Here is a 21424-nt window from a genome sequence, read left to right as displayed (position 1 = left end):
TCGCACAACTACAGGCATTCTAATTGCGCCGCCAGAACTTTTTGCCTCACCGGAAGCTCAATCAAAAATTCTGTCCCCTTGGAGGGCTCGGAAACGCATTTCAAACGTCCGCGATGTTTTTCTGCAACAATCTGATAGCTAATCGACAATCCTAGCCCCGTACCCTGTCCGACGGGTTTTGTGGTGAAAAACGGGTCGAAGATGCGTTCCAGGGCTGATGGGGATATGCCGGTGCCATTATCCTTAATCGCAATCTTCACCCATTGGGAGTCTACAGTTTCAGTGGCGATCGCGATCGTCGGCATAAAACCCTGATTCCCCTGACCGTGACTAATCAAAGCATCAATGGCATTGTTCAGAATATTCATCAACACCTGATTGAGCTGGCCTGCGTAGCATTCCACCGCCGGCAAATTGCCGTACTGCTTCACAATTTGAATCTGGGGGCCGGCTTTGGGCTTGAGCCGGCTTTGCAAAATAATCAGAGTGCTGTCAATCCCTTCATGAATATTCACAGCCTTCATATCTGCCTCGTCAAGACGCGAAAAGTTCCGCAGCGTGAGCACAATCTCTCGGATGCGATCGGCACCTATTTTCATGGAACTCAGCAATTTAGGCAAGTCTTCTCTGAGGAAATCCAGCTCAATTTCCTCTGTTAACTGTTGAATCTGCGGATTGTTATCGGTATATTCCTGTCGGTACAGTTCGATTAACTTTAAAAGCGCTTGAGAGTGTTCTCTGGCATGATCGATGTTGCCGTAAATAAAGCTGACTGGATTGTTAATTTCGTGGGCGACTCCAGCCACCAATTGTCCCAGACTTGACATCTTTTCAGTTTGAATCAGTTGCGCTTGAGCATTTTTCAAATCTTGCAGCGTTTGCTCCAAAGTCATTTTTTGCTCTTGCAGAGAAGTAATTAGTTGAGTCTTGTCAACTTCAGATTTTCGCAGCGCAATTTCAGCTTGCTGGCGTTCGGCAATTTCAACTTGAAGTATTTCATTAGTTTCTGTCAAAGTGAGCGTTCGTTCTTCAACTCGCATTTCCAGCGTTTCATTGGCAACTGTCAGCCCGATTTCGGCTTGTTGTCGCTCAACTAAAATGGCCGATAAAAGCAGGGTTGAAACTGCGACAACTCCCATAAAAGTTTGCAACAATATTAATGACTCGTTCAAGGAGGCGCGCAGGAAGGAACTGGTTCCATTCACCGTTCCCCACAGCGCCAAACTCGATACTAAGACAATGGCAAAAGTTGCACCGTGCTGTCCAAACCGAAATGTCGCCCACCACAGGCAAGGAAGCATCATATATTGTACGGGATAGTTATCCCAAAAAGCAAGTTTTCCAGTGCCCAGCAACAGGCTCAAAAGCAGCAGGGCTTCAATCCATTTCCGGCGCGACCAGCGAATCGGGGGTAGTCGCTGCCAAACCAGCAGCAGGGGCCAAAATACTATAATACTAATTGCATTTCCCGTCCACCAAGTCAACCAAAGAAACCCGTAATTTGTCCATTGGGAAATTCCCCCCAAGCAGATGCTTGTCACTCCCGCCGTGGCATTTAATCCGGTGCAGATAGCAACAATTAGCACAAATCTCAGTACGGATTGAGCTGAACTCAAAGGTGTAGAAATCGGGATTAATCGCCGGATCGGTCTGCTTCCCAAGCCCGCCTCTATTGCGGCTCCCAAAGAGCCGACTGAGCCGACAGCTATCGCTATCAACGGGTGGTGAGTGCCCTCTAAGTAGTTGGGAATTGCAGTTAAAAAATCAGCGATAAAAATTCCTGGCCAAATGTTATAGCCTCGCCAAAGCATGGCAATCCAAGCGATCGCGGAAGGAAACCAAACGGCTGAAATATTACCGGGAGGAATCGGCAGAGCTACTGCCATGCCTAGTTTGCTCGCACCGTAGTAAATTATGCCGATCGCGCTGACAATTGCCAACCACTTTGAGGTGTTGGCAAAACTGAAATTTTGCGCTAGGAAAGCTCGGTATTTTTTCGGATATAGTTTCACGATCCCAAATAACTAAAAAAAACCTTCAAATTTTGGCTCGGGCTATTATCCCAAATAGCGCTCAAATGGATGGGGAAAGCGATATTTTTTTAAAGGAGTCGTTAGGTGCCATCTACTTACGTATATCGGTGATGGTGCTGACAAATTTGATTCGAGCGAGCGCCGAGAGTTGCGAAACTGTTGGCAGTAGTTTGAGCGGTGTCATGCTTGGTATTCTGTTTGATGAAAAATTCTCATTTACAGGTTACTCGATCTCCTTTGCATCTGGTGAAAATGGTATATTAGAACGGTCAGCAAAGTATTTAGATTTGTGACGAATTGTTGGTGTTGTCGAAGTGCGATTCGCTACGGCATAGCTACCCTACCCTTCGGGAACCCTGCGGGGAACGGGAATGCTTCGTGAACGCCGCGTGCGCGTACAATCCATATCGGGATGCAACATATAGACGCTCGATTCCTGAATAGAGATAGAGCTACGCTTTACGTACTTGTGCTCGCTCCTGCTGATGAATTAGGTTAAAGCGTGAGATGCGCGATCGATACACCAATATATCACCAAAAATAGTTTTGAGATGGTGGCGCATCAAGCCAAGAAAGTTGGGCCAGATTGCTTTACGGAGCCCAAAGGAACACTTGCGCGACTCGCAGCGCTGGGCGGTTAAGCATTCAATAGTTAACAATTTTAGTGGACTAATGACTTGAAACTTAACTCTAAACTTAACCCGAGAAGCTCTTATTTCTAGACATCAAACAGAGAGCCGAGAATTGCGCTACTGGTTGGCTCGAAACTGGTCCTTATCAGGCGCTTGTTGGTGGCGAGTTGATTCATCGATCGCGCGCCAGACGATCCTCGCGATCGCACAGCACCCTCCGGCTGTTGACAAAAAAGTGTTTTCGTGATATAAAAATAATTTGGAAGTGTTAAAAAGAAATTCCTGGAAAAAATCAAAAGCGCGATCGAGCATCAGAAATTTAAAATTTTAACTTTCAGGCGATCGCACCAACTTAAAAAAGCTTGAACGCAGAAACCCGATTTCTTAACGTCATTGCCTGATTTGGGCTTAATTCGGGAAACGAGAAACCGGGTTGTTTAGCTTATCCGGAGGCCGCGACTCTTAAAAAAAACATTTAATTCCCAGGAGTATCGTTCGATGAACAAAAATCGAGCCGTTGGGCTGCTGCGCAAGTTTCGCTGGATATTCCCCTCAGCTTTTATCCTCTGTCAAGCTACAGCAATGACAATTTTCTTGCGGCGCCCAATCAGGTAAATTTAGAGTTTGCTGCTATTTTCTGAGAAAGTTCGAGCGCACTCCCCATTTATAAGTAAAAATTATAGCTAGACCTAAAGTATTTTTATCTTTTCATATTACAAATCGTGTTGTAAAAAAAATGCCCAAAAATTATTAGGAATAATTCTTATTTAACCGACGATTTTGCAAGGTTTGAGGGTTAATTACCGAATTGTGATGAAGCTATGGTACTATTAAAGTTATAGAATCTGCAGCCTGTTATTACTCTGAAGCAAAGAGACAAACAAAGTTAAGACGGCTAAAAATCTGAAACCCTTGTCAAATGTGGAAAAAAAGGGGAAAGTGCGGGAAAAACTTTACTTTTTGCTAGACAGTCAAAGTAAAGTTTTGTGGCAAAGACTCGGGGAACCCTGGAGTCTGGGGGTTGACAAAAGCCGTAAAATGTGGATAAAAAGTCAGCTCGGAGCAGGTAAGACAGACAGCAGAACAGAAGGGCTAAAAGGTGGAAACCAGGTAAAACAAAAGTCGATCGGGCAAAGCAATCCCGGCTTTAAAAAAGAAGGCAGCGGTAAGCCCGCGCTCCAAACCCTTATGCGGTAAGTCATGCCCACTCTCAAACCGCAAATCTCAAATCGAAAATGGTATAAGTTAGCCGAGGACTAAAAATAGTGTGATGGGTGAGCTACAATTAACCTGTTCTGAGCCAAGAATTGGTCAAGATCGCAAGTATCCTGTAGAAATCTGAAGTTGAAAATCTCAGGGTTGTCGAGGAGCGGGAGCAAACAGAAAACTATGAGTCAAAAAGTAATCGCCAAACAGATGTCTTTGGCATCATCGTCCGAGCCGATCGCGGTGGTTGCGACCGTCGAAACCGTGCCAGCAGAAGCAGTGGCAGTAGAGTCCTACGCCGATCGGTTGATGGACGAACTGTTTGAAGGAGTCGATCGAGCATTCGACGGCAGCGGCGGACTGCCAGCCGAGCCGGTGGCGCCAGAATTCGTGGCGCTCAAGTCGATCTCGGTACCTCAAATAGTTTTGTCGCAGTTGGCGCCAGAGCCGACGCGAGGTGGCGAAAAAGACGTAGAAGCGATCGCCCGCCAAGTCGCCCTAGAAACAACCAAAAAACAGCAGTCCAAACAATCGTTCGACAGAATCCTGCTCGGAGCAGCCTGTGGCTCGCTGCTGCTAGTCATGGGATTGTGGCTGGCAAGCAGGTCGGGACTGGTGCGGTTGCCCGCCCCAACGGCAGGGCCGACGCCGGCCGCAAGCGGCAAAACAGCACCAGACACCCAGTTTGTCGAATACGTGCAGCGCTCGCTAGTAGCGATCGAACAAAAGAAAGCGCCCCAAGCCAACCCGCAACTTGCGCCAGTGCCCGGAGCAGCCACCCCGGAAACACTGCCGAGCATTGCAATTTCCGGCGCGCCTCCGGCAACCGCAGGTCTTTCGACAGCAGTCAACCGCATCGCTGATGCCCTAGAACAAGCCGCCGCGCAGCCGGGAGCACCAGCACCCCAAGTCGTAGTCATCCCTCCCCCCGCTCAGGTGACAGTGGCTCCGCCTCCTCCAGCTCAGGTGACAGTGGCTCAGGCTGCTCAGGCTGCTCCTCAAACCGCCACAGCTTCCTCCTCGCCGGCGGCCTCAGCCTCCGGTCGTGCGATCGCTGCTGCCGGGAATCGCACTCCCCCCGCCACGGCCTCTTCCCCCTCGGAGTCTCCCCAGCCGAAGATTTTGGCTCGCGAAACCGAACCAGCACCAGCGCCCGCAGCAGAGCAATCTGCGCCCGCGCCCGCGCCCCAGCAATCGGCAGCGGCCGTTAGCAGCGCGCCGATTTCCGCGCACACGCTGGTGGGGATTTTGGAGTTGGGCGATCGATCAGCTGCTTTGTTTGAAGTAGACGGTGTAGCCCGCAGAATTTATGTCGGCGAAAGCATCGGCGCTAGCGGTTGGACTCTGGCAGAAATCAAAAATCAAGAAGCTGTTATCCGCAAGGGTGGAGATGTGCGATCGGTTTTTGTCGGACAAAAGTTCTAATCAGTCAGTCGATTTTAGATTTTAGATTTGAGATTTTAGATTTAGTCTACAGATGAATCTGGGAGATTGAACAAAAGTCTAAAATTTTGATCTCTCCACGACTCCTGTCGGAAACTTGTATCCGTTTTTGGGAGGGGTCATCAGTCATTAGTTAGGAGTTTGGTAATCGGTAATTGGTAATTGGTAATTGTGAGGCTGTACCTGACGAGCCGTGAAAACAGCTATAATAACGAACAACTCATGAGGGATGACAATGACTAATATTATGCCTGGTCAAATAACCACGATCGAACAAATCTGATTGCGGTTGTTCGCTCGGACAGAATATAACAACTAATGACCAATGACCAATGACTAACAACTAATGACCAATGACCAATGACTAATGACTAACAACTAATGACTGAGGACTGATGACCAATGACTAATGACTGAGGAATTATAAAAAAATGGGCTTATTTGACGATTTCAGCCGCTTTCTCGAAACCAAATTAGAAGAATTTTTGCGCAGCAACCCCCATCTGGAATTGCAGGCAATAGAAGAACAACTCAAGGAACAAGAAGAAGACACGCTGCGGCTGATTCTCGATATCCAGAAACAAGAGAAAACACTGCAAGCAGAAATTCTATCCGCCGCCCAAGAAATTCAACGCTGGAACGATCGAGCAAACAAAGCCAAAGCCGCTCAAAGGCTGGATTTAGCTCAAGCAGCCCAAGAGCGGCAAGCAGCTTTGCTGCGTCAGGGAAACCAGCGCTGGGGACAAATGCAGGGCTGCAAAGAACGGATTGAAAAAGCTAAAGAATTGTACCGCCAAATTCAATTGCGGCGAAAAGAAGTGCGCGCTAAAGCAGCGGAAGCCGCAACTCGCACTACCACTAAAACAGAGCCGAATTGGGATACCAAGGGTTGGAATCAGAGTTCAAATTATAACAGTTTTAATGCGGCAGACCCTCTCGAACAAAAGTTTCAACGCTGGGAAGCTGACGAAGAACTCGATCGCATGAAGCGCAATATAGGCCGATAAGCTGCTCTCGGGAGCTAGAGATTGTCTGTTATGTTCCAGGGTGCGAGGTTCGAGGGCCAGAAGCGAGAGAAGAATACGGCTCAAGAAACATACAATTTAAATGCAGTACAACTTATCAACTCAATTCTTCAATAGACGAGCAATTGCATAAATCTTTGATTGATACAGAAACCGCAGATAATGGCAGATAAACGCACCCTATAGCAGATAATTTTCAGATAATTCTCGAATGAGTGCAAGATGTGTAATTCTTCAATTGTTCAATTGTTCAATTCTTCAATCGATTTAGGGGAGAGGGAGAGGATTCTCGCTCGTGGGGAATAGTTCAGGGAAATATACACTTTAAATGCGCAACAGCTTATCAAGACTATCCGTCCTTAACAATAATTTTTGTTAAAATTTTACCCATACAGTCGTAAATATGCTGCAAATCTCAAATCTCCTGTCTCGAATCTCAAATCGCGGGACTAGGATTTTGGCAAATCCAGCGCGTCCCTCATAACATAGAGGAATAGTCGCCTTCATGGCATCATAGAAACTTGTCCCTCACATCATTAAAATCGATGACAGCTCAAAACTCCCCAGTTTCCCCCGTCACCTGGATCGAAGACCGAGTTCTGCTAATTGACCAAAACCGACTGCCGAAAGAATACAGCGCCGTCGAAATTAGCCGCTCTCAAGATATGGCTGAGGCAATTAAAACTATGATAGTCCGAGGCGCTCCGGCGATCGGCGTAGCAGCAGCTTACGGGATGTATTTGGGAGCGCGAGAAATCGAAACGGGCGATCGCGCGGAATTTCTCGCTAAATTAGAACAAGTTGGTGAATTATTGCGATCGACTCGTCCCACAGCAGTTAATTTGTTTTGGGCAATATCCCGAATGCTCAAAACTGCCGAGAAAACTAGCGGTTCCGTCGAACAAGTGCAAAAAACCTTGTTAGAAATGGCCAAAACCATTCAAGCAGAAGACGTGCAAACTTGTAAAGATATCGGCGACAAAGGTTTAGAAGTTCTGCCGGCTACACCCGAAAAATTGAACTTACTAACTCACTGCAATGCCGGTGCATTAGCAACTGCCGGTTACGGTACAGCATTAGGTGTATTTCGTTCTGCTTGGCGAGAAGGAAGACTCGGAAGAGTTTTTGCAGACGAAACTCGTCCCCGTCTCCAAGGTGCAAAACTCACAACTTGGGAATGCGTGCAAGAAGGAATTCCCGTGACATTAATCGCCGACAATATGGCCGCGCACTGCATGAAACTCGGCATGATTCACGCCGTAGTTGTCGGTGCAGACAGAATCGCTGCTAACGGCGACGCCGCCAATAAAATTGGCACTTACAGTTTAGCAATTGTTGCCAAAGCTCACAACGTCCCGTTTTTTGTGGCCGCTCCTCTGTCTACCATTGATTTTGAACTTTCAGACGGTAGCAAAATCCCCATTGAAGAACGCGATCCCGTTGAAATGTATCAAGTTGGAACTACCCGAATTTGTCCTGAAGGAGTAGAATTTTACAATCCCGCTTTTGACGTAACTCCGGCGGAATTAATCTCGGGAATTATCACAGAACACGGCACGGTGGCTCCTGGAAAAGTGAAACAGTTTCAGGCAAAACAATTAGTTTAATTGTATGTTACTCAACCGCTCAATTCACGAGTTGTTGCTGCCAATAATACCGCTTTTGCAAAGTAGGTTTACCGATAAAGTTGACGTGAAATCTGTAGGAGAAAGCCGGACATATGTAGGGAAACGCCTGACATCTGTAAGGACACGGCAGTGCCGTGTCCCTACCGGGAATCAACTTTTAAGCAATCCTAAAAACATGATTTATAGCTCTCGCAACCCGCAGATGAAAGTTGTTATAACAACTCTTATTCTATCAGTTTTTTTCGCTACAGTCGCTCAGGCTCAGTGGCCGCCAACCTTTAAAGCTCAGGAATCAGCAGCCAAACAATATGTGGCAGCAATGAATAAAGCTCAGCAATCCTACTATGCAAACAATACGGGTTTTACAAGTTCTGTTTCTAATCTAGGTCTCGGTATTAAACCTGACACAGCAAACTACACATATTCAATTTATACGGAAAACAAAGTTGTATTTAATTATGCAGTATCAAATAAGGCTAATCTCAAAAGTTTTGTGGGTGGAGTTTTTTTAGTAACAAACAAAACCCAAACAATCTTATGTCTAAATGCTGCTCCTGGCAAGATTAAATCACCTAATCCAACTAATACCAAAGGGGTTTTAGAATGCGCTGCGGGTACAGGCAAAATTGCTCAATAAATCATGTCTAACTTACTGTGTAATTTAGTGTATAATTTGGCAGATAATTGGATAGTAAGCGCCGATTTAGCTAAGCAATTACTGTCAGGGGGCGCTACTCTGCTCGATGCTCGCCAACCTATTTTAAGATGGTTTTGCGGTCTTTCGCCAGCTATTCCCGTAACTTGGCAGCAATTTTCTAAGTCGCACTTTCCCCATAAGGGAAAAATTATCGAAAATCACACAGTTTTAACTCACAAACTGCAAGCAATTGGTATTTGTCAAGACAAACCTGTAATAGTGGTTGCCGATCCGGTTAAAGGGTGGGGCGAAGACGGACGGATTGTTTGGATGTTGCGGACTTTGGGACATGAAAAATCTGTTTTTGTAGATGGAGGATATCGAGCTTTAATCAAAGCTGGAATTAAGCGAGTAAAAGCTGCAAACAATCCCCCGGAAACAGGAGATTTTGTAATATCTCGCCGCTCGAATTGGGAAATTCAGCGGGATGAATTTAAAGCTCTTTTAGGAGTTCATAATTTAGTCATTATTGACGCAAGAGAGCCGCGAGAATATGCAGGTAAAACGCCTTACGGAGAAAAGCGGGGCGGCCACATTCCCGGTGCGGTTCACCTCTACTACAAACAGTTGATGGACAAACAGGGACAACTGCTGGCTCGCGAGGAAATTGTTGCTATCTTGCAGCAGAAAGGAGTTTCGCTGTCAACTCAAATTGTGAGTTATTGCTCTGGAGGAATTCGCTCTGCATGGGTGACTTGTGTCTTGACAAATGTGGGATTTAATGCTAAGAATTATGCAGGTTCAATGTGGGAATGGTCGGCGTCGCCGGCAGATAGCTATCCCCTTTCAATAAGCCTTTCAGGGGCTGGCTAGGAGCCCAACCCCTACTCCCCACAAGAAAATTAACTCTTTGTGGAACAGGCCCGAAAGCCTGTTCTTCTTCAAGAAGTCGGGGATCTAAAAGAAGAGCGTTTCAGGTTGAGCATCTCAACCGACTTGTTCGAGATACTGAGCGAGATCGTCGCGCAGGCGGCTCAGTTCGGCTTCGGTGGTGACGCGCAGGCGATCGTCCCTAACCGTAATCAGCACTTTCGCAGCAAAAGGAGTCGCCCAGATATTCGGGTTGCAGAAAACCTCCAAAAATACATCCCCTGCATACCGATATTCCATCGGTTTTTGGGGAGAAGCTTTACCGCCAGCGGTTTTGGCTGCTACGGCTTTCAAGCTGTCCATCAAAGCTGCGATCGCACTTTGCAAATCCCGCGCGGCTTGCGGGGAAAAGCTAAACGAGACAGAACCCTCAACTAAATTCAGTGTCAGCGGAGAAAGAGACATGGGCAATGAAATTTAACATACGATTGTTAATGATAAAATATACACTAACCTAAAAGAAGTACCTGCCAGCTAAATTGGGCTGCGAGAATGCGATTAATTAAAAATTGTCTCAAGAAGCTCGGCTAAATTAATGAATATAAATCTAGTCGCAACCTAGATTTCGCAATACTTTTAACCTTTTATGACGGGAGAAGCTATAAACTAGAAGCCAGAAAACTTGACAGCAGATCGAGGAGATTCTATGGTTGCCGATAACCGTTCCGAAGTCCGCAAGGTTTTAATCATTACCTTATTGCTAAACTTGCTAGTGATGGCAATTAAAGCAGCCGTGGGATGGCTGACTGGTTCCCTCAGTTTGCTGGCAGATGCCTTGCACAGCGTCACGGACAGCGCTAATAATATTTTGGGATTGGTAACTAATCATTATGCCAATCCCCAGCCCGATCGCGATCATCCCTACGGACACCAAAAATATGACGCTCTCGGAGCTCTGGGAATTGCTGCTTTTCTGGGAATTGCCTGTTTTGAAATTCTCAGCGGTGCTGTCGAAAGGCTGCTCAACGGCGGTAAAGCTGTCAAAATATCCCCCAATGAACTGTGGATTTTGTTGCTCGTACTGGGGATTAATATTTTTGTCACTTTTTACGAGCGCAGAGTTGGCAAACGTCTCGGTAGCGCGATTTTAGTAGCGGACGCCCAGCATACGATGAGCGATGTTTGGGTGACAATTATGGTCATCGGCGGGTTGATCGGTGTTTGGCAAGGCCAGATTTTAAACATACCTCAACTGCAATCCTTGGACGTGTTTTTGTCTTTTCCAGTGGCTATTTTGGTATTTCGCAGCGGTTGGAAAGTTTTAACGGAAAATCTGCCTTGGTTGGTGGATTACATGGCGATCGCACCGGAAACGATCCAGGCGATCGCCATGGATGTGCCCGGAGTTGTTAACTGTCACTCGATCGCCTCCCGCGGCCTGATCGGGCGTCAAGTGTTTATTGATATGCACATGATTGTCAATGCTGTCGATGTAGAAACTGCTCACCGGATTACAGAAGAAGTTGAAGCCCGTTTGGAAGAACGTTTCAGCCCTGTACGCATCTTAATTCACGTTGAGCCGCCGGCTTACCATTCCGACCAAATTAGCTACGATACCCAAGAGAAGCCAGAAGCAAGAGGGAAATTCGGCAACGGATGAGCGTAACGGATAGAAGGGATAGAAGGAAGAAGGAAGAAGACCGGGCGGTTGAAACCGCGTCTGTACAGACTCTCACCCACAAAGCCTGCGGGTTGAAGACCAGGCGGTTAAAATTACATTATTTTCTTTAGTCGCCGTCCGGCAGACTTGGTTTTTGTAAACTTGGTTTCAACTGTACGTCTTATCTTAATTTTGTTGCAGTTTTCCACAGGAAAAGGGGGGTTTTCCACAGAAGTCGGCCAGTTTTCCACAATGGCTTTGATAATTGTCGGTAAGAGATTATTGGTACAAGTTCGCAGTTGTTTGGATTTCTACGGTCATTTTCTGTCGCAAGTCCCAAGGTAGCAGAATTTCGACTTGTGAACCCAAAGCTCGCAACCACCGAGCGCGGGTAGTAGTCTGTCACTCGGTAAGTGAGTTGGTAGTAAGCATCGGCGGTTGGGCGAGACTGGAGGATTTCTCAAAGAGCCGATCGGCATTCTGGCTTGGGAGTGTATTGTTTGATTAATGTGGCGGCGCGATAACTCAGCGCAGTCTCCGGCAGAAGACGAAGAGAGCTGCGATGAGTACCGATGATATGCTTTGATATACAGGTGGCGGTGATGAATGGTCGCACTTTATAGGCATTTTTTCGGGCGCTTACCGGGCGGGCCGCGGGAGGCGATCGACAACAAGAAAAACTGCGGTAATCCCAAACTCTAAACAATACTGTACATAGCCAGCCGTCACAAATCGTGTAATTTTTGTAGGGGCAATCCCACCCTTGTATAAGCCTTTGGGCGCCTGGGACACCGCCCCTAAATACTTGCACAAATGATTGACGCTCGCTATATACCCCCAATCCCAGACACTGAAAAATTTTGATAATTTTCTGGAATAGAACTTGACAGCAGAGACACTCTGCGGCACTTTGGGGCTAAATCAGGTGTTTGTGGGGGATTTGCGCGTTAACGCTTTAAAGGTAAATCTTCAATGAATAAACTAGGGAGAGTATAGAGTGGCAAAGGCACTTGTTACACTAGCGATAGGCAAAAACTACGAACTCATGTTCGAGACCTATTGCAGGTCTCTATGGCTTCACTATGCTGAAAAGTATCAATTTGAATTGGTTGTTTTTACACAACCTTTAGATACTTCGTCCAAATCTCAGTCCAGAAATCCATCATGGCAAAAGTGCTTAATTTTGTCACAACCCAGTATTCAAAAATACGATCGAGTTGTTTGGGTCGATGCTGATGTATTGATTAACCCAAATAGTCCTGATATTACGGCGGGAGTTCCACTTGAGAAGATTGGGGCCGTAGATGATTATGCAACTCCTAGTAGAGAAGATCATGAGATGTGCCTTAAAAGGCTTTATGATTTTTTGTCTCAGCATGGCATCGAATACATAGATAACCTTTCTCCTACAGCTTTTTACAAAAATTTTGGGTTAGATGCAGAATTTGAATCAGTTGTACAAGCCGGAGTTATGGTTCTTTCTCCTCGTTATCATCGAGAATTACTGGAGTATGTTTATCACTCCTATGAAGACAAAGGTTCAGGAGAATGGAACTATGAAATGCGCCCATTGAGCTATGAGATATTGATGCGCCATATTGAGTGCTGGATTTCTCCAAAATTCCATATGCCTTGGCCGTTAATCCAGCAATTTCTGTACCCCTTTCTAAATTCGAGAGACAACATAGTACGAAAGGGATTACAAAAACTGGGTTTAAACACTAAGGCTTCACTCATTTCTAAATGTGTAACAACATCATTTTTTAACAACTATTTCCTTCATTTTGCTGGAGGGACTACTGGTGACATGAAATATGTTGATGCAACAGCCACTTCAATATTTGACCTTTGATTGATATTTCAGAAGTTAGATAGCAATTCGAGCTCTCATATGAGGTATGTATGGTAATGGGTAATTGGTAATGGGTAATTGGTAATTGGTAATTGCTAACTGGTAATTGCTTGCGCCCATAGCGGACGATCGGGTTTCTGGAGGTACAGACGCTCGGTAGTGTGAAAACCCGTGAGCCAGCAGCCTCTGGCCTACCTGTGTAAGTGAGAACCGCTATAGCAATTCTCAAGCGAGTGAGGTACAGATTGGTAATTGGGAAAAGGTAAGACAACTGGCGAGAACCTCACGAAACTCGATCGCAGCCATACCTCATCAAGCTGAGAAAGGCTATATTCATGACACCAGTCAATTCAAGTGGTAGGGTGCCCCCGACCTTGATTCTTTCGATTCTTACCTGTTTTTCAGCAGCTCCGGGGCACCCTACCCACGTGCTTAACTATTTCCTGCTGGTATGCGTACAGTGAAAATCGACCCTTTTCCCTCCTCGCTTTCCACCAAAATCTCGCCGCCCATCATCTGACAGTAGTGGCGGCTAATTGTCAGCCCCAATCCAGTGCCGCCGTACTTGCGCGTCGCCGAACAATCAGCTTGCGCGAAGGCTTCAAACAATTTGTGCTGCTGTTGCTCAGACATTCCAATGCCGGTATCTTTAACTCGAAAGCAAATCCAATCTGATGCTTGAACATTAGCAACTGGACAAGGAATCAAACTCGATTTCGCCTCGCCCGCAGCCATTAAATTTTCAACACCAGACAGATACGCTGCATTCGATTCTTTGGTTCCCTCAACGCGGCTGACGCTGACTTTCACCATGCCATTTTTGGTAAACTTAGCAGCATTGTTCAGCAGGTGCAGCAGCACTTTCCGCACTTTCGCCAAATCTGCGTGCATGGTGCCGACAGTTTGACTGTCGCACTCTATTTCTAAAACATTGCCATTCTTTTGTACCGATAATTGCACCGAAATCGCCACATTATCCACCAGGGATTCGATGTCAAACTCTTCGATGTCTAGGTTCATCCCCCCCGCTTGAATTTTCGACAAATCGAGGATGTCGTTAACCAAAGATAGCAAGTGCGTACCGGAATTATGAATCTTGTCTAAGTCGGTAACAAAATCCTTGCACCCGGAATCTCTGGCTTCTTCTAACAGTAGTTGACTGTAGCCGATAATCGCGTTTAAAGGCGTCCGCAACTCGTGGCTCATATTTGCTAAAAACTGGCTTTTAGCAGTGCTAGCCACTAAAGCCTCTTTCTTAGTTTGTTCCAATTCTTTTGTATGTTCCGAAACTCGCTCGATCAGGTGATTGAGAGACACAGCTAATGAGCCTATTTCGTCTTGTCCGGTGACGGGGGCTCGCAAATCAAAATTCGACTCGGCGGTCACTTGTTCGGCCACCTGAGTGACGCTGACGACTGGTTTGGCGATCGCCCGACTGGTGCGGCAAGCCACAATTCCGGCCAGCGCTACCGACAGCAGCATACTAATCATAATTATGCCCTTTTCGATGCCTTGGGCATCCTGCATCGCTGCACCGCCTTGCCGCTCTTGCTGCTGGGCAATATCGAGGATTTTGCTCAATTCCTGAAGGTGGCCCTCAAGCTGTTTTGCACCTTCTCCGCTTTCTGTGGCCAACAATTTTCGGGCCGACTCTATCTTCCGAGGCGACAGTTGCGATTGCTGAAGTTGCTGCAAAGTTGAGTTGAGAGTATTGGCGTAGGATTCTAAATCTTCCGTGCAATCTTGCAGTAAAGTTTTGAGAGCTTCCGGCTTAGCTGCAAGCCAAGCGGGTTGGCTGTCGGCAAACTTTTCTATGCGCAACCGCAGGTTTTTCGCCTTAACAATACTCTTGAAAAACTGCTGTTCTTGCAGTTCCAACTTGGCGGAATTATCTACAAAAGAATCTAGCTGCGCTCCCTGCAATTGTGCCGCCTGCGCTGCGTCTTTAAAATTCCCGAGCAATTGCGCTTGTAGGTGAGCGTCATTGAGTTGTTTTAATCCTTTTTCTTGGTGGTAGTCGGCAATCACCAGCCCGCTCAGGGAACCCAGAAAGCCGATTCCTATTGCCAGCAAATACCCGCGGCTTATTTTTTTATGGATGGGCAAGCCGCCAATTTTAGAAGGCAAACTTTGGCTTTTTTTCAAGGACGATTGTTCTACAAAATCCTGGATAGATGATTGTTGGGGTTCTGTTTGTCGCAAAGCAAATTGTTCGGAAATAAATAGCGGCATTAGTTTGCTGGCATTGCTATTTTTGAGGTTTTTTTTGGGCAAGACTACAGGTTTTACCAGCAGGTTTAATGGTTCTAAATCGGGATTTGACTCCCCCTTAGGTTGCCAAAGTGCAACCGATAAACCGGCTTCGTTACGTCTTTTTTTGAGCAAGTGAATTTTTGACATATGCAACCGCTGTATTCTGTTAAAATCTACCACGATCTTAAGTTCTCTAAAGAGAAAAGCTTGTGTGTTTTCCAGTAGACATCTGCGAAAAAGTATCTGAAACTGTTGTCGAGTCAGAGGAGAAACTTAAATTCGGTTGATGTCTAATAGATAATTAGGCTGTTGATGGCTGTTGCCAAATTACTTTTTCGACTTGTAAAAGTCTCCCGCAGGCAAAAAAAGAAAGATTTATGCCGGCAGTGAATTATTGCCGCATGGAATATTACAGGCAGAAAATTCTGTCTGATGAGTTTGGCCTGTGAGTAGCCCAAAGCTGATATTGTCTTTTGACAATGCACCCGATTCCTCAGCTTTGGAGTTTTGCTGCCAGCAATGCGACGATTGCTTGACGATTTTTGTTGCGCATCCGACTAATTAATACCACAGAATGTCACAAATGCGGCAGCCGATCGAACTTTTGCACCCTGGCGATCGACTTTTGGCATCGCTGCCCCCGCAAGACAAGTCTGAGGCGAAGTCATCTAAGTTGAGTATAACTTGATGACTTACCAAAAGAAACTGGGTTCCTGGGAGTCAGTCGATTTTCCATTTTTCGATTTGAGATTTTAGATTTACTCTACAGATGAATCTGGCAGCAGGAACAGGAGTCTAAAATTTTGATTTCTCGACAAGGCGAGTGTACGCGGCACGGTATCCGTTTTTGGTGGGGTCAACTGCTGGCAATTGCGATCTCTCTCTGGAGTAGCAGCGGTTAATTCGATCGCACAAGCTTATACCAGTTCAAAAAAACAATGCAACTCTAGGTAAGCTCTAAACCCTTAGACAATAAGTCATTCCCAATTCTTTAATCTTCAATCTAAAATCTCAAATCGCATAACTTACCGTTTCTACCCAAAGCTTCATCGGCCAATTCCACAATCCAGCGATTCGGCCTGGCTTGGGGTCTGGCGGCGAGCACAAAGGCCCAAGCTTCCCGTTCTTGGCCCCGGCCCAACAGGGCAGCACAAACAGTCAAAGCGACGGCCGTTGAACGGCTGATGCCGCTTTGGCAGCAGACGAGCAAATTGCCCGGGCCCGCCGACATTTTGAGGGCGAAGTCAATAATTTGGAGTACGTCATCAAGTGCAGGCAAAACCCGATCGGGGTCGTCAACCGGGGTTTCGAGGTCGTTAAATTCTAGCCGCAGTCGGTTCGGGACTTTGTGAAAAGTTTTGGGCTCGGGTACGCCGGGAGTGCCGATCGAGATCAGGTATTTGAACTCGCGCCCCGCAGCGCGATCGATAATGTATTCGCAAGCTTCTGCTTCCGAAGCAATCAGGATTTTCGGCAGTTTTTGGCCCCAGAAATCTGCAGAAGCTGAACTCTGAACATCAACTGTTTCTGCCTCAGTCCTGACATCCGGCAAATATTGGGCAGCCAGGGCGCGAACGTCAGCCAATTCGCGGTTTAAAGCTGCTTCTAGAGCCAAAATAGCAGCGTTCGAGCCAATTTGACCGAGGCATTTAACAGCCTTTTGGCGCACTCCAGAGGTTTCGTCTTCCAGCAGCCGCACCAAACCTGCTACAGCCTCGTCTGTCCCAATCTGCCCCAAAGCAGCAGCAACTCTCCACCGCACATAAGATTCGCTGTCGCCTCGCGCGATCGCCAGTCCCGCAGCCACCATTTTTTGCAAGTTACCATCTCCGGCTGTATTGATGTTCCCGAGGGCAACCGCCGCGCGGCCGCGCACGAAAATGTCTCGATCCGAGAGCGCTCGCATTACTGCCACCGCAGCCACCTCGCTGCTGATTTCTCCCAACGCAGAAACTGCACTGCCGCGCACATCTGAGTCGTCGTGGTTGAGGGCTTGCAGCAGCCCCGCCACAGCCGTTTCCGTGCCGATTTGTCCCAAGGCCTCGGCGGCCCTCAAAGAAACTGCATAGGAGTCGGGATCGTGGAGCAATTCTACTAAGCGGGGTACTGCCTGACGATCGCCGATTTTCCCCAAAGCCGCAGCGGCCCTAGCGCGGACGATGAGATTTTCGTCTCTGAGGGCGGAAAGCAGCCCGGGAACTAGCTCAGAGGAGACAATTTTCCCGCAGTTGACGGCCGCCCGCCAGCGCACTTCCGAGTCTTGATGTTTCAGGGCTTCGATCAGTGCGGGGACGGCTGTTTTCGGGTTGATTTTGCCCAAGGCCCAAACCGCCCAGGCGCGCACCCCGCCGGCTTTGTGGTTGAGGGCTTCGAGCAGTGCCCGGGCTGCTGGTTTCGAGTCAATTTCTCCGAGGGCCCAAGCTGCCCAAGCTTGCACTTGGGAATCTTCCGATTCGAGCGATCGGGCTAATTCAATTACTGCCGCGGACGAGCCAATTTTCGCTAGCGCCCGAATGCTGTGAAAGCGCACGGTACTGTCTTTGTGGTTCAATGCTTTTACCAGCATTGGAATTGCCCTATCGGAACTTGTTAGCGCCAGCAGTTTAATTTTGAGCTGCGGCGAAGTTTTAATTTTTGCGATTAATCTTACTGTTGCTTTTTGAAATTCTGGCTTTACCGTTCCTGCTAGTTTCGAGCCGAGTTTTAAATTTACTTTTAGGGCTAATTTTATTGCGCGCAAAGCCAGACTTTGCTGTTCTACTTGCGGCAATATAGCCGCCAATGCGTGCATCCCTTGTTTTTGTTTCAAATATTTTTGGTTGAATTGATCGTCGCTGAGCTCTGGTAGCTGTTGGATGAGGGTTGCTGCTGAGTTCATTGATTTATCCTCATATTTTGGCGGTCGCGTGAGATTGCTCTTTTTAACTCGCCGGAGCGTCGATTTTCCATTTGAGATTTTAGATTTTAGATTTACTCCACAGGAGATGAATCACCGGAGCAGGAACTAGGGTTTAAATTTTCGGCTATCCACGATTTAAGTCAGGGGCTTGTCCCTGTTTTTGGGCGGACTGTCAAAAAATCTAGCTGCACCACAAAACTCTCATTATAAAAAAACTTGCACCACTTATAAAATATGTCCGATTAGACTATTTTTGCAACTCCCCAATGATTAACGATCGGGTTTTTTGGGGCGCGAGGCTTAACAATTAGTAGCGCTTGCTGCTGGGCATCCCTGCGCTCTTAACTAGGCGAGCTTCGCTATATCATTTTATACCAAGTTTGCTGCAAATATCGATCGGCTCCGTTGAACCCAACAAACCGGAAACAGCCGGATTCCGGTACAGTGTCACCTGTAGGGCCCATTTTTCAAAGCCTCAGCCAAAGCATTACCGTTATCTCGCAAACCTTCGTAAAAAAACAGCACTTCTCCAGGAATGCCGCTCTGGCGGTTGTAAGCAATTACTTGCAACAACAGCTCCGGATTCATGCTATAATGGCTGCCTCGATTCGCCAACAAAACACCGGGCGACACGCAGTGCAGTTGCTCGCAGGTAAGTTGTCGATCGATCAGTCGATCGACCAATTGTTTGTAACCGTTAAAATCCCGGCGGTAAAACTGGGGGTGAAGCATATCGACCAACTTTCTGTCAACCCAAGCTTGAGAATCTTGCAAATATTCCACCAATCCCCATTCATAAGGACTCGGCGACATCGACAGCAACAAATCAGGATTAATAGCCTTCAATTCTCGGTGCAAGCGAGCCACAAACTCAGTAATAATATCGGCGCGCCAGTGCAGCCAATGTCGCTCTTTCGGATTCTGCGGCGGTTCTCTCCCGCACTCTTGGAGGTAGCGTTTAACCGTTTTTTCGTCATAACCGCCTTCGCAAGGAAGCGCAATGCGATCGTCTCCTTGAACGCCATTTACCGGATAATTTCTAGCAACTTCCAGCATCAACCCCAGCAAAAAATCTTGCACTTCCGAGTCAAGAGAATTCATCCATTCAAACTTATTTTTCTTAAGTAAATTGCCGCTGCAATCGCGCGCCGCCCATTCCGGTTTTTTCGCCAGCAAATGACCGCCGTTGAGATTGTAAGAACTGACAAATCCGTATTCAAACCAAGGAATCACTTTTAAATCAACTCTGTTGGCTTCAACAATTAACTCTGCCAAAGGGTCGCGCCCTTGATAGCGCGCGTCAATTTCCGCGCCAAATTGTTCGCGCATAATTTGAGAAGGATAAGCAGTAAAACCCCGGTTCCAAACTACAGGAAAAACTGTATTAAATCCCGTCTCGGCGAGAAAGTCCATTGCTGAAGCAATCCGCTGTTTTGAAGTGAGAACTTTGCAGTCGGTGCTGGGTATCCAAACGCCGCGAATTCCACTGTCAGGCGCCCACGAACTTGGCAGCGCTGCTTGATTTTGTTGTGCCAAAAATCCCGCGGCAAATCGCTGTTTTAGTTCCGAGGCAAATCTGCGAATTGCTGACTGGAAAGAAGGAAAAAATGGCATTTCTTTTGTACGGCGCGTCAGCTATTAGCAGATCGATTATAGAGAAAAAAACACGCTACTGGCGCACCCTATGGAACTTAATTTTTAGTTAGGTACGTTGTTGCGCTTGGGCGCTCTTATATATAGCCTTTAATTACCAATAATCAAATAATAAGGGCGCCCAAGCGCCCCCAAATTGTACTATCGAGCTACTCCAGACAACTGCTGGCTCAAGGCTTCCTTCAAAAGCTGTGCCTTATCAGTTTGCTCCCAAGGCAACTCTAAATCAGTGCGTCCGAAGTGACCGTAAGCCGCCACATCTTGATAGAAACGGCCGCCTCTTTCCGCAGGCAAATTCTGCAAATTAAATGCCTGAATGATGCCCGCAGGACGCAGTTCAAAAAGTTGCTTCACAACTTCCAAAAGGCGATCGTCATCAACCTTACCAGTGCCAAAAGTTTCGATCATCATGCTAACAGGGCGCGCTACGCCGATCGCATAACTCAACTGCACTTCGCACTTATCGGCCAAACCAGCCGCCACGATATTTTTAGCAACGTAGCGACAAGCATAAGCCGCGCTGCGGTCTACCTTCGTGGGGTCTTTTCCAGAAAAAGCGCCGCCGCCGTGACGGGAATAACCGCCGTAGGTATCCACAATAATTTTGCGGCCCGTCAAACCCGAATCTCCTTGAGGCCCGCCGACGACAAATTTGCCAGTGGGGTTGACAAGGAAGCGAGTTTCTGCATCCGGCTTGACGCTAATATCGGCAAACACGGGTTCGACGACAGCAGTCCAAAGGTCTGCTTTAATCTTGGCTTGAACAGCGGCTGTTTCTGCGATATCGCCGATCGTCTCAGTATGCTGGGTAGAAATTAAGATCGTATCAATGCCAACTGGTTTCCCGTCTTCGTAAGTTACGGTAACTTGGCTTTTGCCGTCGGGACGCAGGTAAGGCAACTGACCTGTTTTGCGGACTGCTGCCAGTTGGCGGCAAATCCGGTGCGCTAAACTAATTGGCAGAGGCATCAATTCCGGCGTTTCGTTGCAAGCAAAGCCGAACATCAAACCTTGGTCGCCAGCGCCGATGGCATCCAACTCCTCTTCACTGGATTGTTCCCGACTTTCGTGAGCCGTATTCACCCCTTGGGCAATATCGGGAGACTGAGCATCAAGAGCCACCAACACCGAGCAGCTACTGGCACAAAAGCCGTTGTCAGCGTGGATGTAGCCAATATCGGCTATTTTTTTCCGCGCCAATTCTATGTAATTTACGTGAGCTTTCGTGGTAATTTCGCCCGTCAGCAGCATCAAGCCGGTGTTGACGACAACTTCGGCTGCGACCCGGCTTTTAGGGTCTTCGGTCAGCAAGGCATCTAAAATCGTATCTGAAATTTGATCGCAGATTTTATCGGGATGACCTTCAGTGACGGATTCAGAGGTAAACAGGTAGCGGCGTGACAATGATTGTTCCTCCTTTGATGGGGGCGAAGCCTGCGCTCAAGTTGGCGACCGACGAGTTATTTTTCAGGTAGAGGCGCAGAATCATCGCGTCTGGGCCGCCGTCGAATTTTTGTCGGTCAGCAGAACTGTTGAAGCAGGGTTTGAGATTGGGTAAAGTCACACTACTATAGCAAAGTCAGTCGTGGGAAGTCCTTAAAAACTTAGATTTTGTAGGATTGTCGATCGATCT

15 protein-coding genes are annotated in these 21424 nt (G+C 47.2%); 8 read left to right on the top strand and 7 right to left on the bottom strand.

All coding sequences use genetic code 11. The features are described from left to right. Nucleotides 1-8: 8 nt before the first annotated feature. Nucleotides 9-2012 carry an MASE1 domain-containing protein gene (locus tag QUB63_RS11795; RefSeq protein WP_332945297.1) on the bottom strand — a complete coding sequence of 668 codons (2004 nt, stop codon included), beginning with the start codon at nucleotides 2010-2012 and terminating at the stop codon, nucleotides 9-11. Between the two features lie 65 nt (nucleotides 2013-2077). On the opposite strand from QUB63_RS11795, the gene QUB63_RS11790 reads away from it, so the two are divergent. The 6 genes from QUB63_RS11790 to QUB63_RS11765 all read left to right on the top strand — a co-directional run bounded on the left by QUB63_RS11790 (nucleotide 2078) and on the right by QUB63_RS11765 (nucleotide 9477). Beyond that, complete coding sequence (locus QUB63_RS11790) at nucleotides 2078-2326, top strand: hypothetical protein (protein WP_332945296.1); 249 nt, start codon at nucleotides 2078-2080, stop codon at nucleotides 2324-2326. 1728 nt (nucleotides 2327-4054) lie between these two features. Beyond that, the gene (locus tag QUB63_RS11785; protein ID WP_332945295.1) at nucleotides 4055-5296 is read left to right on the top strand and encodes a hypothetical protein; all 1242 of its coding nucleotides are present in this window, start codon (nucleotides 4055-4057) and stop codon (nucleotides 5294-5296) included. A 449-nt stretch (nucleotides 5297-5745) separates the two neighbouring features. Continuing rightward, entirely contained in the window at nucleotides 5746-6321 is a 576-nt protein-coding gene (locus QUB63_RS11780; RefSeq protein WP_332945294.1) for a TIGR04376 family protein, read from the top strand. Nucleotides 6322-6884: 563 nt separating this feature from the next. Then, nucleotides 6885-7946, top strand: a complete 1062-nt coding sequence (gene mtnA / locus QUB63_RS11775) for an S-methyl-5-thioribose-1-phosphate isomerase (RefSeq protein ID WP_332945293.1) — start codon at nucleotides 6885-6887, stop codon at nucleotides 7944-7946. 4 nt (nucleotides 7947-7950) lie between these two features. Then, a complete protein-coding gene (locus QUB63_RS11770) occupies nucleotides 7951-8604 on the top strand; it encodes a type IV pilin-like G/H family protein (RefSeq protein WP_332945292.1) in 654 nt (217 codons plus the stop codon). 3 nt (nucleotides 8605-8607) lie between these two features. Then, nucleotides 8608-9477 (top strand): sulfurtransferase, encoded by an 870-nt coding sequence (locus QUB63_RS11765; protein WP_332945291.1) that lies wholly within the window; start codon nucleotides 8608-8610, stop codon nucleotides 9475-9477. A 114-nt stretch (nucleotides 9478-9591) separates the two neighbouring features. Here QUB63_RS11765 and QUB63_RS11760 read toward each other — a convergent pair whose 3' ends face one another. After that, complete coding sequence (locus QUB63_RS11760; protein WP_332945290.1) at nucleotides 9592-9939, bottom strand: hypothetical protein; 348 nt, start codon at nucleotides 9937-9939, stop codon at nucleotides 9592-9594. 241 nt (nucleotides 9940-10180) lie between these two features. Here QUB63_RS11760 and QUB63_RS11755 point away from each other — a divergent pair, with 241 nt between their 5' ends. Then, the gene (locus QUB63_RS11755) at nucleotides 10181-11134 is read left to right on the top strand and encodes a cation diffusion facilitator family transporter (RefSeq protein WP_332945289.1); all 954 of its coding nucleotides are present in this window, start codon (nucleotides 10181-10183) and stop codon (nucleotides 11132-11134) included. Between the two features lie 997 nt (nucleotides 11135-12131). Next, nucleotides 12132-12986, top strand: a complete 855-nt coding sequence (locus QUB63_RS11750; protein ID WP_332945288.1) for a hypothetical protein — start codon at nucleotides 12132-12134, stop codon at nucleotides 12984-12986. Nucleotides 12987-13418: 432 nt separating this feature from the next. On the opposite strand, the gene QUB63_RS11745 is transcribed toward QUB63_RS11750, so the two are convergent. From QUB63_RS11745 to QUB63_RS11725, 5 genes are all read right to left on the bottom strand, one after another. Continuing rightward, nucleotides 13419-15386 (bottom strand): sensor histidine kinase, encoded by a 1968-nt coding sequence (locus tag QUB63_RS11745; RefSeq protein WP_332945286.1) that lies wholly within the window; start codon nucleotides 15384-15386, stop codon nucleotides 13419-13421. Nucleotides 15387-16242: 856 nt separating this feature from the next. After that, on the bottom strand, nucleotides 16243-18117 hold the full coding sequence (locus QUB63_RS11740) for a HEAT repeat domain-containing protein (protein WP_332945284.1): 1875 nt from the start codon (nucleotides 18115-18117) through the stop codon (nucleotides 16243-16245). 468 nt (nucleotides 18118-18585) lie between these two features. After that, the gene (locus QUB63_RS11735; protein WP_332945283.1) at nucleotides 18586-19752 is read right to left on the bottom strand and encodes a glycoside hydrolase family 10 protein; all 1167 of its coding nucleotides are present in this window, start codon (nucleotides 19750-19752) and stop codon (nucleotides 18586-18588) included. Nucleotides 19753-19932: 180 nt separating this feature from the next. Beyond that, nucleotides 19933-21195: a methionine adenosyltransferase gene (gene metK / locus QUB63_RS11730; RefSeq protein WP_332945282.1), complete on the bottom strand. Its 1263-nt coding sequence runs from the start codon at nucleotides 21193-21195 to the stop codon at nucleotides 19933-19935. Then, nucleotides 21167-21355: a hypothetical protein gene (locus tag QUB63_RS11725; protein ID WP_332945281.1), complete on the bottom strand. Its 189-nt coding sequence runs from the start codon at nucleotides 21353-21355 to the stop codon at nucleotides 21167-21169. Before QUB63_RS11725 ends, metK begins: the two co-directional genes overlap by 29 nt. Nucleotides 21356-21424 lie beyond the last annotated feature (69 nt).

The organism is Microcoleus sp. ARI1-B5 (assembly GCF_036705795.1).
In the GTDB taxonomy this organism is placed as follows: domain Bacteria; phylum Cyanobacteriota; class Cyanobacteriia; order Cyanobacteriales; family Microcoleaceae; genus Microcoleus.
Note: the sequence above shows the minus strand (reverse complement) of the source record. Positions and strands in the feature narration are given on the sequence as shown.